This window comes from Bordetella bronchialis (assembly GCF_001676705.1).
Lineage (GTDB): Bacteria > Pseudomonadota > Gammaproteobacteria > Burkholderiales > Burkholderiaceae_B > Bordetella_C > Bordetella_C bronchialis.
This window is the reverse complement of the sequence record NZ_CP016170.1, coordinates 4,309,486-4,324,020: the sequence shown is the minus strand read 5'-3', so window position 1 is coordinate 4,324,020 and position 14,535 is coordinate 4,309,486. Positions and strand designations below refer to the sequence as shown.

Sequence of the window (14,535 nt, the reverse complement as noted above, 5' to 3'; positions counted from 1 at the left end):
CCGCCTGTGATCGGCCTGCGTGGTTTGCCCTTCGATCCCGTCCCGGGGCAAGTCCTTATTTGTCCTTGCGTCCCGGCAACACGCTGCCCAGCACCTGCTTGGCGGTATTCAGTATCACGTGGCCTTGATCCGGGTCGCCCTTGACCAGCGTGGTGGCGAAGGCCTTGGCCTGCGCCAGGGTGATGTGCGGCGGCAGCGGCGGAACGTTGGGGTCGCTTTTTACTTCGATGACCACGGGGCGGTCCGAGGCCAGGGCCTGGTCCCAGGCCGCGCCCATGGCATCGGCGCGGTCGACGTACAGGCCGCGCAGGCCTATGGTCTCGGCGAACTGGTGATAGGGCACGGAAGGGATGTTCTGCGAGGCTTCGAACTTGGGGTCGCCTTCCATCACGCGCTGTTCCCAGGTGACCTGGTTCAGGTCGGCGTTGTTCAGGACCATGCAGATCCAGCGCGGATCTTCCCATTGCTTCCAGTACTTGGCCACGGTGATCAGCTCGGCCATGTTGTTCATCTGCATGGCGCCGTCGCCCACAAGCGCGATGACGGGCCGGCGCGGATAGGCGAATTTGGCGGCGATGGCGTAGGGCACGGCGGCCCCCATGGAGGCGAGCCCGCCGGAGAGCGAGCACATCATGCCGCGCCGGACTTTCAGGTCGCGCGCGTACCAGTTGGCCACCGAGCCGGAATCGCTGGTGACGATGGCGTCCGAGGGGACGCGTGGCGACAACTCCCACACCGTGCGCTGCGGATTGACGCCGCCTTCGGCGTCGGCCAGCGCGCGCTTTTCCAGTTTCTGCCACCAGTCCGCCGTCCAGCCTTCGATGGACTTGCGCCAGGCGTTATCCTCGCGCGGCCGCAGCAAGGGCAGCAGTTCGCGCAGGGTTTCCGCGCTGTCGCCGACCAGATTGACTTCCATGGGATAGCGCAGGCTCAGCATATCGGGCTTGATGTCGATCTGCACGCCACGCGCCTGGCCTTCCTTCGGCATGAATTCCGAATAGGGAAAGCCGGAGCCTATCATCAGCAGCGTGTCGCACTCGGTCATCAGTTTGTAGCTGGGCTCCGTGCCCAGCAGGCCGATGGATCCCGTGACCCAGGGCAAGTCGTCGGGCAGGGCGGCCTTGCCCAGCAGCGCCTTGGCCACGCCCGCGCCCAGCCGGTCCGCCACGGCGATCACTTCATCGGTGGCATGCAGGGCGCCGGCGCCGACCAGGATCGCCACCTTCTTGCCGGCATTCAGAACGTCGGCCGCGCGTTGCAGGTCTTCGGCATAGGGTACGGTGCGGGGCGTCCGGTAGCCGACGCCGGAGTGCACCGTGCCGTGCTTGCGGCCGGGCTCCTCGTAGGGCAGGTCCTGCAGATCGTTGGGCAGCACGATGGCGGTGACCAGCTTCTGTCCCAGCGCGGTGCGGATGGCGCGGTCCACCAGGTGCCGGACCTGGGCGGGCACGCTGGCCTGCTGGACGAAACCGGCGGCCACGTCCTTGAACATCGACACCAGGTCCAGCTCCTGCTGGTAATGGCCGCCCAGCGCGGCGCGCGCCTGCTGGCCGACGATGGCCAGCACGGGCATATGGTCCATGCGGGCGTCGTACATGCCGGTGATCAGGTGCGATGCGCCCGGGCCGGAGGTCGCGATGCAGACACCCAGCTCGCCCGTGAACTTGGCGTGGGCCGAGGCCATGAAGGCCGCCATTTCCTCATGGCGCGCCTGGACGAATTCGATCTTGCCTTGCGCGCGGCTCAACGCGCCGAACACGCCGTTGATGCCGTCGCCCGGGTAGCCGTAGATGCGGCGCACGCCCCAGGCGTGCAGGCGTTCGACGATGAAGTCTCCGACAGTGATAGACATGGGCCTTGCTCCGATTGCGGGCGGCGCTCGCGTCCGCCAGGGATGGGGCGGTGCGCGCCGCCCTTGAGCAGGCGGCGGGCGCATACGCACCGCGTGATCGACCGGCCGGTTCAGCAAGCCGTGTACCCGCGGTTGGCGCCGCGTGCTCGTCTTATCGTGGCGCCTGCCGCATGCACGCCGCCGCCATCTTGCCCACCTCGGCCAGCGCGCGCTCCGTGGCGGGGGACCAGGCGTAGCTGTAATTCAGGCGGATGAAATGTGCGTAGGCCTGGGTCGCGGAGAACATATGGCCCGGCCCGATCGTGATGCCGCGTTCCAGGGCCATGCGGTACAGCCGCATCGCGTCCACCGCGGGCGGAAGCTCCACCCACAGCACATAGCCGCCCTGGGGTTGCGAAGTGCGCGTGCCCGGCGGGAAATAGCGATTTACCGCGGCGATCATCAGCCTGGCCTGTTGTGCGTAGGCCTTGCGCACGCGGCGCAGATGGTAGTCGTAGCCGTCGTGCTCCAGATAGCGGGCGATGGCCAGCTGCGGAATGGCCGGCGTGGTCAGCGTGTTCAGGAATTTGAGCTTCTCGACCTGGTCGCGGTAGCGGCCGGGCATGGCCCAGCCGATGTGATAGGCGGCCGTCAGGCTCTTGGAAAACGACGCGCAGTGCAATACCAGGCCCTTGCTGTCGTAGGCCTTGAGGGGCGCCGGGTGCGTCGTCCCGAAATACAGCTCGTTGTAGACATCGTTTTCGATCACCGGTACGTCGTGCCGGGCCAGCAGCGCGACCAGTTCGCGCTTGCGCTCGTCCGGCATCCGGAAGCCCAGCGGATTCTGGAAATTGGGCATCACCATGCAGGCGGCGATGCGCTGGCGGCCCAGGATGCGCGCCAGCGCCCCGATGTCGATGCCGTGCGTGGGATGGGTGGCGACTTCCACCGCGCGCATGCCCATGCGTTCGATGGCGTGCAGCATGGCGTAGAAGGTGGGGGATTCCACCGCGACGATGTCGCCCGGCCGCGCCACGGCCTGCAGGCAGAGGTTGATGGCCTCGGTCGCGCCCACGGTGACGACGATTTCGTGCGGGTCCACCGTGGTGCCGTTCTCCAGGTAGCGGCGGGCGATCTGGCGGATCAGTTCCGGGCTGCCGGGCGGCAGCTCGTCGGTGACGCTCCATTGCGTGCGCGTGCGCGCGACCGCGTGGGCGTAGCGATTGATCCGGGCGGAGGGAAACAGCTTGGGATCGGGATAGGGCGAGCCCAAAGGCATCGCCGCGTCGGCGCCGATGGAGCGCAGCGTCGAAAGCACCAGTCGGCCCACGTCCACCGGCGCCGACGCGGGATTCGGGCGGGACGCCCGCAGCGCCTGCGGTTCGCGGCGCTGGGCGACCTTGCGCACGAAATAGCCCGACTGCGGGCGGCTCTCGATCAGTCCGCGGCTTTCGAGCAGCAGATAGGCGCGGATGACGGTGCCTTTGCTGACGCGCCGGTGCTGGCTGGCGCGGCGCACCGACGGCAGGCGCGTGCCGGCGGACAGTACGCCGTTGCGGATCTGGTGCTCCAGCTCGGCGGCGAGATCTTCGTAGAGCTTCATGGCGGCGGGCGGGTGGGTGGGCTCGATCCGGGCCGCCGGGGCCGGGGCTGCCGCGAACTGTACCTCTTCGTCAATGCCGAAACTGTACCTCATCGCACGCGGCGCCGGTCTTAATCTTCCGCCATACGGGTGATCGCTCCGCCATCGTGGCCGGAACGCGGCCCGCCGTGAACCCAGTGCCGCCATGGAAAAATCCTCACCCAAGCCCCGCATCGCCCCGTACCATCACCCCGCCGCGGGGTGGGGCGCCCTGAAGCAGGTAGCCATTACCCTGTTCAAGGAGAAAGTCCCCGGCGCGGATTACCGCGCGCTATTGCGCCAGAACCAGCCCGACGGCTTCGATTGTCCCGGCTGCGCGTGGCCGGACCGGACACCGACGTCCACCTTCGAATTCTGCGAAAACGGCGTCAAGGCGGTGGCGGCGGAAGCCACCGCCAGGCGCGCGACCCCGGCGTTCTTCGCGCGCAATACCGTGGCCAGCCTGATGCGCCAGAGCGACTACGAGCTGGAACAGCATGGGCGCCTGACCGAACCCATGGCCTATGACGCGGCCAGCGACACCTATCGGCCCATCGCATGGTCGGACGCCTATGTCTTGATTGCCCGCCACCTGCGGGCGCTGCCGGATCCCGACCAGGCTGCCTTCTATACGTCGGGCCGGGCCAGCAACGAGGCGGCGTTCGCCTACCAGTTGTTCGTGCGGATGTATGGCACCAACAACTTCCCGGATTGCTCCAATATGTGCCACGAGGCCACCAGCCGCGGCCTGCCGGCCACCGTGGGCATCGGCAAGGGAACGGTCACGCTGGAGGACTTCGAGCATGCCGATACCATCCTGATCTTCGGACAGAACCCCGCCACCAACCATCCGCGCATGCTGGGCGAGCTGCGGGCCTGCGCGCGCCGTGGCGCTACGATCGTGTCCATCAACCCTTTGCGGGAACGGGGCCTGGAGCGCTTCGCCAGCCCGCAGAGCCCCGTGGAAATGCTGACCCTGACGGACACCCGCATCGCCACGCTGTTCATCCAGCCGCGGCTGGGCGGCGATCTGGCCTTGCTCAAGGGCGTGGCCAAGCGCGTGCTGGAATGGGACGACGAGGCCGTCGCCCGCGGCGACGGGCGCGTGCTGGACGTGGACTTCATCCGGGCGCACACCGCCGGCTTCGACGCCTTCCAGGCCGACCTGCGCGCGCAGGACTGGGCCACGCTGGAGGAAGAATCCGGCGTGCCGCGCGCGTCCATCGATGCGCTGGCGCGGGTCTATGCGCAGGGTCGGCGCGTGATCGCGACCTGGGGCATGGGCCTGACCCAGCACAAGGACTCGGTCGCCGCCATCCGCATGCTGTCCAACCTGATGATGATGCGCGGGAACATCGGACGCGAAGGGGCCGGGCTGTGCCCGGTGCGCGGCCATTCCAATGTGCAGGGCAACCGCACGGTGGGCATAGAAGAAAAGCCGACCGCCGCTTTCCTGGACAGGCTGGGCCGGGTCTTCGATTTCGAGCCGCCACGCCGGCATGGCCACGATGTCGTGGAGACGATCCAGGCGATGCGGGAAGGCCGCATCAAGGTTTTCGTCAGCCTGGGCGGCAATTTCGCCATGGCCACGCCCGACACGCCGCTTACCTGGGAAGGCTTGCGCGCCTGCGACCTGACCGTGCACATCGCCACCAAGCTCAACCGCAGCCATCTGGTGCACGGCCGCGAGGCGCTTATCCTGCCCACCCTGGGCCGCACCGAAATCGATCTCCAGGATGGCGTGCCCCAGGGCGTCACGGTGGAAGACTCCATGAGCATGGTCCACGTCTCCTATGGCCGCAACACGCCGGCCTCGGCCCACCTGATGTCGGAGACCGCCATCGTGGCCAATATGGCGCACGCCACGCTGGGCAGCGCCAAGGTGGATTGGCTGGGCTGGGCGCGCGACTATGCCCGCGTGCGCGACGCCATCGAGCTCGCCGTGGAAGGCTTCGAGGACTACAACGCCCGCATCGCCCGACCCGGCGGCTTCCACTTGCGCGTGGCTTCCCGCGAGCGCGAATGGAAGACGCCCACGGGCAAGGCCAATTTCCTTCCCCGCCCGATTTCCCGCGATACGCCCATTCATCGCGCCCGCGAACAGTACGGCGAGCGGGTCATGGTGCTGATGACTACCCGATCGCACGACCAGTACAACACGACCGTGTACGGCCTGGACGACCGCTACCGTGGCGTGTTCGGGCAGCGGCGGGTGGTCTTCGCCAACCGGGCGGATCTGGAGATGCTGGGCCTGCGGGCCGGCGAATGGGTGGATATGACCACCGTGTGGGACGACGGCGTCGAGCGGCGCGCCGACGGCTTCCTGCTGGTGGAGTACGACATCCCGCGCGGCTGCGTCGGCGCCTACTATCCCGAGACCAATCCCCTGGTGCCGCTGTCCAGCGTGGCGGACGGCTGCAATACGCCGACCTCCAAGTCCATCCCGGTGCTGCTGCATCGCGCGCAGGCGGTGCCGGCATGATCGTTCGCCGCAATCACAACTGGTTCCGCATGCTGTTCGTGTGGGACGGCTCGGTGCTGCAGGCCATCCTGCCGCAGCTGGGGCTGATGGCGGCCCTGGGGCTGCTGGCGGTATGGACGCACGGCCGCCTGCTGGGCGAGCGCGTTCCCTTGAATACCGCGCCCTTCACGCTGGCGGGCGTGGCGCTGACGATATTCCTGGCCTTTCGCAATACGGCCAGCTACGAGCGCTACTGCGAAGCGCGGCATCTATGGGGGCAGGTCGCGATCTCCAGCCGGGCGCTGGTCTCGCAGGCCTTGAACTACGCGTCGCCGGACCCCGCCGTATTCGACCGCCAGGCTTTCGTGCAGGGGCTGATCGCTTTCGTCTACGCGCTCAAGCACCAGTTGCGCGGCACCGATCCTGCCGCGGACCTGCGGCGCCTGCTCGGTCCGGACCAGGCCAACGCCGTCCTGCGCGCGGAGTACCGGCCGGTCGCCATCCTGAACGAAGCGCGCCGCGTCCTGGGCGAGCAGCAGCGGCAAGGGAAGCTGCGGGGCACGGGGCTGTGGATGCTGGATGGCCAGCTCAATGAGCTGGGCGCCATGCTGGGCGGCTGCGAGCGCATCGCTTCCACGCCCATTCCCTATCCCTATGGCGTGCTGCTGCATCGGACCGTCTACATCTATTGCGCGCTGCTGCCGTTCTGCCTGGTCAGCTCGATCGGCGGCCTGACGCCGGTGGTTTCGGTGTTCGTGTCGTACACCCTGATCGCGCTGGAGGCCATTGCCGGCGAAATCGCCGAACCCTTCGGCACGGCGCCCAATAGCCTGGCGCTGGACGCGATGACAAGGTCCATCGAGCGTTCGCTGCTGGAGCTGTGCGGCAAGGAGATTCCGCCCGCTCCGCGTCCGGACCCGCGGTATCGCCTGAGTTAACGGGTGGGTGGGGCTGCCTGGCCGTCTTCCCGGGCCGCCCCGCATTGCCAGCACAAGGTGAACTGAGGCTCCGACCATTCCCCGCACCAGACGCAGCACCAATGGGCCCGCGACTGGCCAGGGTCGGTCCAGCCCCCGTCGATGATGCGGCTGGCCAGGTCGAGGTCGCGTTCATGTTCGAGCCAGATTTCGGGCCCGCATTGATCCGCGGGGATGTCGCCCATGGCACCCAGCAGGTACTGGTTATGCATTTCGCAGGCGATGCGGGCCTGCGCCAGCAGATTCATCCAGTGCTGGGCGATAAGCAGGTTGGGCGCGCGCGTGAGCCGGATCATGGGGCGGATCGGAGCGATCTTTGCGTTGCCAGGGATGATAGACCGGACCGGCCTGCCGTCGCCAGGGAAGGATGGATGGAAGCCGCGGGATGGCCGTCCCGGCGGGGAGGCCCGCCTTTTCTTGATCCGCGGCCCCGCCGTCGCGCGATAATCAGGGTTTTCGTCCAGGACAACAGAGGTGCCGCCTATGCTCGCCGTCGAAATCTCCCGCCCCGGTGGACCCGAGGTGCTCGTTCCCGCCCAACGTCCCATGCCGGAGCCCGGACCGGGCGAAGTCCTGGTCAAGGTGTCGGCGGCGGGAGTCAACCGTCCCGATACGCTGCAGCGCAAGGGGGCCTACCCGCCGCCGCGGGGCGCATCGGACCTGCCCGGCCTGGAGATCGCCGGTGAAATCGTCGGCGGCGATGCGGCCGTGGGCGGCTTCGCCATCGGCGACAAGGTCTGCGCCCTGGTCGCGGGCGGTGGCTATGCCGAGTATTGCGTCGTCCCGGTCCCGCAATGCCTGCCGATCCCCGCCGGCCTGTCCGAGGTCGAGGCCGCCGGCTTGCCCGAGACCTATTTCACGGTCTGGAGCAATGTGTTCGACCGCGGCCGCCTGGCCGCCGGCGAAAGCCTGCTGGTCCACGGAGGCGCCAGCGGCATCGGCACCACGGCCATCCAGCTGGCCAGCGCGCTGGGGCACAAGGTGTACGGCACGGCCGGCAGCGACGACCGCGCCCGCGCCATCGAGAAGCTGGGCGCCGCCCGCGGCATCAACTACCGGGAACAGGATTTCGTCGGCGAGGTCCTGGACGCCACCGGCGGCGCCGGCGTGAACGTCATCCTGGATATGGTGGCGGGCGACTACATCGCCCGCGATATCCAGTGCCTGGCCGACGAAGGCCGCATCGTCCTGATCGCCACGCTGGGCGGCAACCACGGCAATGTCGATTTCGGCCAGGTGATGCGCCGCCGGCTGACGATTACGGGCTCCACCCTGCGTCCGCGCCCCGTCGCCTTCAAGGGCGACATCGCCGACAGCCTGCGCCAGAAGGTGTGGCCCCTGCTGGAAAGCGGCAAGATCAAGCCCATCATCCATGCCACCTTTCCGCTGGAGGAGGCCGCCCGGGCCCACGCCATGATGGAGGCCGGCGAGCAGATCGGGAAGATCATCCTGACCGTCAAGGGTTGACCCGGCGTGTCCAGCGAGGGCCGCAGCGGCCCCGGCATCCCCAGGCCGTCCAAACAAGATACAATCGCGGGTTTGACCGGGATTTTTTCCTGGACGCCGCCTAGGACAACCACGCCGGATACCCATGAGCACAGACGACCGCCGAGACTCGCCCGCCGACGCCGCTTCTTCGACCCCGGCAGGCGCCGCGCGCGCGCGTCTGGTGCTGGGCAACTGGAAAATGCACGGCAGCCTGGCGGAAAACGCCGCGCTGCTGGACGCCCTGCGCGCCCGCGCCGGGGCCGGTACCTGCCAGATCGGCGTCTGCGTGCCGTTCCCCTACCTGGCGCAGGCGCAGGCACTGCTGGACGGCAGCGCCGTGTCCTGGGGCGCGCAAGACATCAGCGTGCATGACAAGGGCGCCTACACCGGCGAGGTGTCGGCCGCCATGCTGAAGGATTTCGGCTGCCGCTGGGCGCTGGCCGGCCATTCCGAGCGCCGCGCCATGCACGGTGAAACCGATGAGCTGGTCGCGCAAAAGGCCAGGACCGCCCTGGCGGCGGGCCTGACCCCGGTGGTGTGCGTGGGCGAAACCCTGGCCGAGCGCGAAGGCGGCAATACGCTGGGCGTCATCGAGCGCCAGCTGGAGCCCATCCTGGCACTGGGCGCCCAATCCCTGAACCACCTGGTGCTGGCCTACGAGCCGGTGTGGGCGATCGGCACCGGACGCACCGCCACGCCGGAGCAGGCGCAGGAAGTCCACGGCGCGATCCGCGTCGCCCTGCGCGGCCTGGGCGTGCCGCAGGTCCGTATTCTGTATGGCGGCAGCGTCAAGGCCGCCAATGCCGCCGAGCTGTTCGCCATGCCGGATATCGACGGCGCCCTGGTGGGCGGCGCCTCGCTGGTGGCCGATGAATTCCTGCGCATAGCCGCAATTTGAGTTTCCGTCTGGAGCAAGTAATGTCTTTGATGCTTTCCGCGCTGATGATCGTGCAGGTGCTGTCCGCACTGGCCATCATCGTTCTGGTCCTGCTGCAGCAAGGCAAGGGCGCCGATATGGGTTCGGCCTTCGGCACCGGCTCGGCCGGCAGCCTGTTCGGCGCCTCCGGGGCCGCCAACTTCCTGTCGCGCACGACGAAATGGGCCGCGGTGGTGTTTTTCGCGTCCACGGCCGGGCTGGCCTACGTCACCCACAAGGGCGGCAACGCGCCCACGCTGGACACGGGTGTGATGCAGGGCTACCAGGCGCCGGCCGACAAGTCCGTGCCCCAGGCGCCGGGCAGTGCGCCGGTCCCGGCTCCGGCTCCGCAAGGCGATGCGTCGGTGCCGGCCGTGCCGTCGGTGCCCGCTCCCGCGCCGACCGCGCCCGCCAAGCCCGACGCGTCGGTGCCCCAGGCGCCCGCCACGTCCTCGCAGCCCGCCGCGCCCGTTAAACCGGCCACGCCGGCGAAGTAAGCCAGGACAGGACCGGTCGGCGGCGGGTACGCGCCGACCATGCTAGAATTTCGGTCTTTCCGCGATGCCGGGCGGTTGGCGACATGGCCAACTGCCGATGCGGCGCGATATGGGGAAACCCGTATGGGCAACTCTATATGGGGAACCCGGAAGAAACCCCAGCCGACGTGGTGAAATTGGTAGACACGCTATCTTGAGGGGGTAGTGGCGAAAGCTGTGCGAGTTCGAGTCTCGCCGTCGGCACCAAGGATACGATCCGGCCTCACCGGAAACAAAACCCGCGGGAACGCAAGCGTTCCGCGGGTTTTTTGTTTTACGCCGGCTACAGCTCGACACTACGGCATCCGCCATTGAGCGACGACCCACATTGAGCGACGACGCACATTACCAACCCCGGTGTGCCAACCAAGGTGGGCATGAAGCTGACAGTCCAAAAGACTGGGGCGATGTTCATGCACTACGTTCATACCGAGCATAAACCGGTGCGGGATGCGGCCGAGCTGGTGGCGAATCGGCGGCTGGCGATTACCGGGACGGAAGCGCGGCCCGTGGAGAATTCCGAGACAGTATCTCGGAAATTCGACCTTTCCGAACTGTCCCAGGTGTTCACGCTACCGTGGTCGGCCTATGTCCGGCTGCTGCCGGTCAAGGATTTGAAAAAGCTGCTGCTCACGGATATCGCGCGAACGGAATGGTTGATGTCGGCTCGGGGTAATGCCGGAGGTCGCCGAGTTCCGTCTCTCAATTGAGTTGGCTGTATGTAGCGGCTGGACCGGGAACATCGTCTCGGGAATGCCCTTACGCGGACGTTCCCTCCCGCTGCTTCGCCCACGCCGCAATCTGCGTCTTCGTCGCCCACCAAACGCCTTCGTGGCCCATGGCGTACTGCAAGCAGCGCCGCAAGGTGGGAATCAGCGTGGGCCGGCCCGCCATGTGGGCGTGCAGGGTGATTTCCGTCCACTTCGGCTTGCCCGCCCGGCCTTCGCGGTATAGCTCGTCGAAGGTGTCCTTGAAGCCGTCCCAGATGATGCCGGGTGGATTGCGGCCCAGCACCCACATCCACAGGTCGTTATGGGGCAGGTTGGTGCGCGGCATGATGACGATGGGGCCGTGGGCGGTCTGCCGGAGGAAGGGCAGGTCGTCGCTGGCATCGTCGGCGTTCCACAGATAGCCTTCCTGCACCAGGAAATCCAGCGTATTGGCCGAGCCGGCGCTGCCGGGACTGGTCCATCCGGACGGCGGGCGGCCGGCGGTTTCCGTCAGCACGCGCGTGCAGCGGCGGATTTCCTCGAGCTCGGCCGCCGGGTCGTCGTCGCGCATCAGGATGTCGTTGGCCCAGGCGTGGCCCGCCACTTCGTGGCCGGCGTCGGTCAGGGCGCGGATGACATCGGGATGGCGCTCCGCCGCCAGGCCGTTGGTGGACACATTGCTCTTGATGCCGAATTCGTCCAGCAGATCCATCAGGCGCCAGATGCCGGCCTTGGCGCCGTATTGGGCATAGCTCAGGGAAAAGTGGTCGGTCTTGTTGGCGGTTTTCTCCAGCGTGATCTGGCTGTGGTTCACGAAGGACTCGAAGGCCAGCGTGACGGAGATCGCGATGTTTTCGCCGCCCGGCCATTGCCATTCACGAGGGTAGCGGGAGGAGGGCTTGTTCATGTGCGTGCTCTTTGGTTGTGCCGCCATGGCGGCGGCCTGTGTTCAGGCAAGGAGATGACGTCAGGGCCACCGTTGTGACATCACGGCAAGCCACGTTTGAAGGCCCTGCACCTACTCCGGTTCTATCCCGGCTTGCCGGACCAGCCCCGCGTACAGCGCCATGCGGGTCGCCACCTGCTTGTCCAGCACGGAAGGCGGCCCGCCGGCGATGTCCAGGGCCAGCGTTGCGAAGCGGTCGCGGATCTCGGGCTCCTTCAAGACCGCGTTGAAGGCTTCATTCAGCTTGGCGAGGATGGCGGGCGGCGTGCCCGCCGGCGCGTAGATGGCCGCCTGGATGCCGCCGTCGAAGTCGTAGCCCGGGAAGCCGGATTCGGCGATGGTGGGCAGCTGCGGCAATTGCGGGATGCGCTTGGGGCTGGTCACGGCCAGGCCGCGCAGCTTGCCGCCCTGGATCAGCTCCGCCGCCTGGGGCGGACCCAGGAAGGCGGCCTGGATCTCGCCTGAATACAGTCCAGCGATGATGGCGCCCGCGCCTTTGTACGGCACGTGCAGCATGCGGGCGCCCGTGGCGCGGTTGAAGTATTCGCCCGCCAGGTGCAGCAGGTTGCCGTTGCCGGCCGATCCGTAGGCCACGGAGGCGCCCGGCTTCTTGGTGAGCTCGATCAGTTCCTGTACGGACTGCGCCGGCACCTGGTTGCCCACGACCAGCACCAGCCCCGGCGAGTTCCCCACGTAGATCACCGAGGCGAAGTCCCGCACGGTGTCATAGGGCAGCTTCTTGTACAGGCTGGGGTTGATGGTGTGGGAGGTCGGGGCGAGCAGCAGCGTATAGCCGTCGGGCGGCGCGCTGGCCACCGCGCCCGTGCCGATGATGCCGTTGGCGCCGGGGCGGTTCTCCACAATGATGGTCTGGCCCAGGCGCTGCCCGGCATGCTGGGCCAGCACACGCGCCACCATGTCCGTCGGCCCGCCGGGACTGAATGGCATGATCAGCCGTATCGGGCGGTCCGGATAATCCCCGGCCGCCGCGCCGGGCGTCGCGAGCAGGGCGGCGGTGCTTGCCAGGAATGCTGCCAGTAATCGCTTCATGGTGTATTCCCCTTGTATGCGGCCGTGCGGCCGCTGGTTCAGCGAACGGCGTCGAAGAATGCGGCGGTGACGGCGTGGAAGATCTCCGGCTCTTCGCGAAAGGGCAGTGCGCCGGCCCGGTTGATCAGGTGGAAATGTGCCATCGGCTGGCGCTGCGCCAGGATGCGGTATAGCCACAGCGCCTGGTCGATGGTGCCCGTGGGATCGTGGGTGCCCCAGAGAACCTGGACCGGCACGGGCACGCCCGGACCGCGGCACAGTTCGAAGAGCCGCGCCTTGGCGCGTGCGACGGAGCTGTTCCAGGCGTGGCGGACGGCGGGGTCGCGCATGTACACCGCTGCCGCTTGCTGCGGCGCTTGCCCTGCGGCCTGCACGCACTCGTCCAGTACGTCCGACACATGATGATGTGCGTAGGACAGGTGTTCCAGCGCCCAGCGCTGGGACTCGCGGGATCCCAAGGGTTGCGGTGGATAGGCCAGGGCGGTGTTCTCGACGCCGTCGCCGGTCGGAGCGGCTGCGACGGACGACACCACGCTGACCGCGGCGATATAGCTCGGCTGGCGGCAGGCCAGCAGCAAGGCGGCCAGGCCGCCGGTATCGTGCGCCACCACATGGCAGCGGCGCACGCCGGCCGCGCGCACGACGGCGTCGATGTGGTCGGCCATGGTGTCGATGTCGTATTGCGGTTGCGCCGCGCCCAATGTGCCGGATGTGCCAGGCCCATCGCTGCCGCCGAAGCCAGGCAGGTCCAGCGCGATAACCGCGCCATCCCGCGCATAGCGTGCCAGCACCTCTCCCCAGATATGCGCCCCGCTGCTGTAGGGACTCAGCCCCGGCACCCCGCCGTGCACGAATACGGTCGCGGTCTCGGCATCGCCCGCGCCCGGGATCGCGGCATCGCCCGCGCGACCGCGCAGGATGCGGGCGGCGCGGCCGCCGATGTCCAATACCTGGGCGTGCAAGGCAGGTGCCGTCATGGATGCACCGTTCATAGCGCCACTCATATCGTCGTCCTCATTGCGCGCCTTGCAGGGCGAAGAAGCGCGCCAGCAAGGCGTTGAACTGCGCGGGATGCTCGCGAAACGGGAAATGCCCCGACTCGTTGATCACGTGGAATTGCGCTTGCCGCTGGTGGCGCGAGACCATGCGGAATAGCTCCATGCCGCGTTCCAGCACCGCGGTACGGTCGTTGTAGCCCCAGACGATCTGCACAGGCCGCTGCAATCTGCCTTCGTCCAGCCAGCGCAGCGTCTGGCCCTTCTGCCGCGCGAGCTCGGGCAGGAATACGCGCTCCGCCAGCCCTTCGCCGGCCATCTTGCGTACCGTGTGCTGGTATTTCTCCAAGGCCAGGATGCGCATGACGGCGTCGACCCATTCTTCCGTGACGACGCCGGGATCGTGGCTGTAGTTCTCGTAGACCCAGCGCACGGCCTCGCGGCTGCCGCGGGGATGGGGCGGGTTGCACAGGATGACCTCGTTGGTGCCCACGCCGGGGCTCAGGGTGCCGCTATTGACGATGGTGAGCGTGCGTACGGCATGGTGGTGCTGCAGGGTCAGCCGCGTCGCCGCATAGCCGCCGCGCGAGTGGCCGACCAGATGCACGGGCGGCAGGTCCAGCGCGCGCAGGAAGGCGGCGGCATGGTCCACCACCGCCTGCATGGTGTAGTCCTCGTCGCGCATGGGGTTGCCGGTTTCGCCCTGGCCCAGCTTGTCGAAGGCGATGGCGCGATAGCCGGCCCGGGCCAACGGTTCCAGGTTCAGGTTCCAGGTGTAGGCGCTGGAGGCGCCATCGGCCATGCCGAAGTTGCCGCCGTAGATGAAGACCACCGGCTCGCCGGCGCCGGCTTCGAAGTAGCGGGTAGGCACCCCTTGGACATCGACCCAGCGGCCTTCCGGCATGCGCGGGCGGGTGGCGGTGGCGGGCTGCGGGTCTGGCTGTCTCATGGCGGCGTTCCGATGTGCAGGCCTGTCCAGATTAAGAACGGCGCCGTAAGTCGTC

Annotated in this window: 12 protein-coding genes, 1 tRNA gene and 1 pseudogene; 7 read left to right on the top strand and 7 right to left on the bottom strand. The window is 67.8% G+C overall.

What is annotated here, in order from left to right; all coding sequences use genetic code 11:
* Positions 1-55 precede the first annotated feature (55 nt).
* Together BAU06_RS19060 and BAU06_RS19055 are read right to left on the bottom strand one after the other, a co-directional pair.
* A complete protein-coding gene (locus BAU06_RS19060; RefSeq protein ID WP_066353627.1) occupies positions 56-1,852 on the bottom strand; it encodes a thiamine pyrophosphate-requiring protein in 1,797 nt (598 codons plus the stop codon).
* A 151-nt stretch (positions 1,853-2,003) separates the two neighbouring features.
* Positions 2,004-3,434, bottom strand: coding sequence for an aminotransferase-like domain-containing protein (locus tag BAU06_RS19055; RefSeq protein ID WP_066359366.1), 1,431 nt, complete (start codon positions 3,432-3,434; stop codon positions 2,004-2,006).
* Between the two features lie 184 nt (positions 3,435-3,618).
* On the opposite strand from BAU06_RS19055, the gene BAU06_RS19050 reads away from it, so the two are divergent.
* The gene (locus tag BAU06_RS19050) at positions 3,619-5,934 is read left to right on the top strand and encodes an FdhF/YdeP family oxidoreductase (protein ID WP_066353623.1); all 2,316 of its coding nucleotides are present in this window, start codon (positions 3,619-3,621) and stop codon (positions 5,932-5,934) included.
* Positions 5,931-6,851 carry a bestrophin family protein gene (locus BAU06_RS19045; RefSeq protein WP_066353622.1) on the top strand — a complete coding sequence of 307 codons (921 nt, stop codon included), beginning with the start codon at positions 5,931-5,933 and terminating at the stop codon, positions 6,849-6,851. The genes BAU06_RS19050 and BAU06_RS19045 overlap by 4 nt, the downstream gene beginning before the upstream one ends.
* Here the strand turns inward: BAU06_RS19045 and BAU06_RS19040 are convergent.
* On the bottom strand, positions 6,848-7,186 hold the full coding sequence (locus BAU06_RS19040) for a putative signal transducing protein (RefSeq protein WP_066353616.1): 339 nt from the start codon (positions 7,184-7,186) through the stop codon (positions 6,848-6,850). The two genes, BAU06_RS19045 and BAU06_RS19040, sit on opposite strands and share 4 nt — an antisense overlap.
* A 187-nt stretch (positions 7,187-7,373) precedes the next feature.
* Here BAU06_RS19040 and BAU06_RS19035 point away from each other — a divergent pair, with 187 nt between their 5' ends.
* From BAU06_RS19035 to BAU06_RS26305, 5 genes and pseudogenes are all read left to right on the top strand, one after another.
* Complete coding sequence (locus tag BAU06_RS19035) at positions 7,374-8,357, top strand: NAD(P)H-quinone oxidoreductase (RefSeq protein ID WP_066353614.1); 984 nt, start codon at positions 7,374-7,376, stop codon at positions 8,355-8,357.
* Positions 8,358-8,577: 220 nt separating this feature from the next.
* Entirely contained in the window at positions 8,578-9,276 is a 699-nt protein-coding gene (tpiA, locus tag BAU06_RS19030) for a triose-phosphate isomerase (protein ID WP_066359364.1), read from the top strand.
* A gap of 20 nt (positions 9,277-9,296) precedes the next feature.
* A complete protein-coding gene (gene secG / locus BAU06_RS19025; protein ID WP_066353612.1) occupies positions 9,297-9,791 on the top strand; it encodes a preprotein translocase subunit SecG in 495 nt (164 codons plus the stop codon).
* A gap of 161 nt (positions 9,792-9,952) precedes the next feature.
* Positions 9,953-10,037: transfer RNA gene (locus tag BAU06_RS19020), tRNA-Leu, on the top strand.
* Positions 10,038-10,162: 125 nt separating this feature from the next.
* A pseudogene (locus BAU06_RS26305) lies at positions 10,163-10,324 on the top strand (integrase); the annotation flags it as partial.
* A gap of 265 nt (positions 10,325-10,589) precedes the next feature.
* On the opposite strand, the gene BAU06_RS19010 reads toward BAU06_RS26305, so the two are convergent.
* The 4 genes from BAU06_RS19010 to BAU06_RS18995 form a co-directional block, all read right to left on the bottom strand.
* Positions 10,590-11,447 carry a polysaccharide deacetylase family protein gene (locus BAU06_RS19010; protein ID WP_066353605.1) on the bottom strand — a complete coding sequence of 286 codons (858 nt, stop codon included), beginning with the start codon at positions 11,445-11,447 and terminating at the stop codon, positions 10,590-10,592.
* A gap of 111 nt (positions 11,448-11,558) precedes the next feature.
* Positions 11,559-12,536 (bottom strand): Bug family tripartite tricarboxylate transporter substrate binding protein, encoded by a 978-nt coding sequence (locus BAU06_RS19005; protein WP_066353604.1) that lies wholly within the window; start codon positions 12,534-12,536, stop codon positions 11,559-11,561.
* Positions 12,537-12,574: 38 nt separating this feature from the next.
* A complete protein-coding gene (locus tag BAU06_RS19000) occupies positions 12,575-13,528 on the bottom strand; it encodes an alpha/beta fold hydrolase (RefSeq protein WP_066353592.1) in 954 nt (317 codons plus the stop codon).
* Between the two features lie 22 nt (positions 13,529-13,550).
* Entirely contained in the window at positions 13,551-14,480 is a 930-nt protein-coding gene (locus BAU06_RS18995; protein ID WP_066353590.1) for an alpha/beta fold hydrolase, read from the bottom strand.
* Positions 14,481-14,535: the final 55 nt, after the last annotated feature.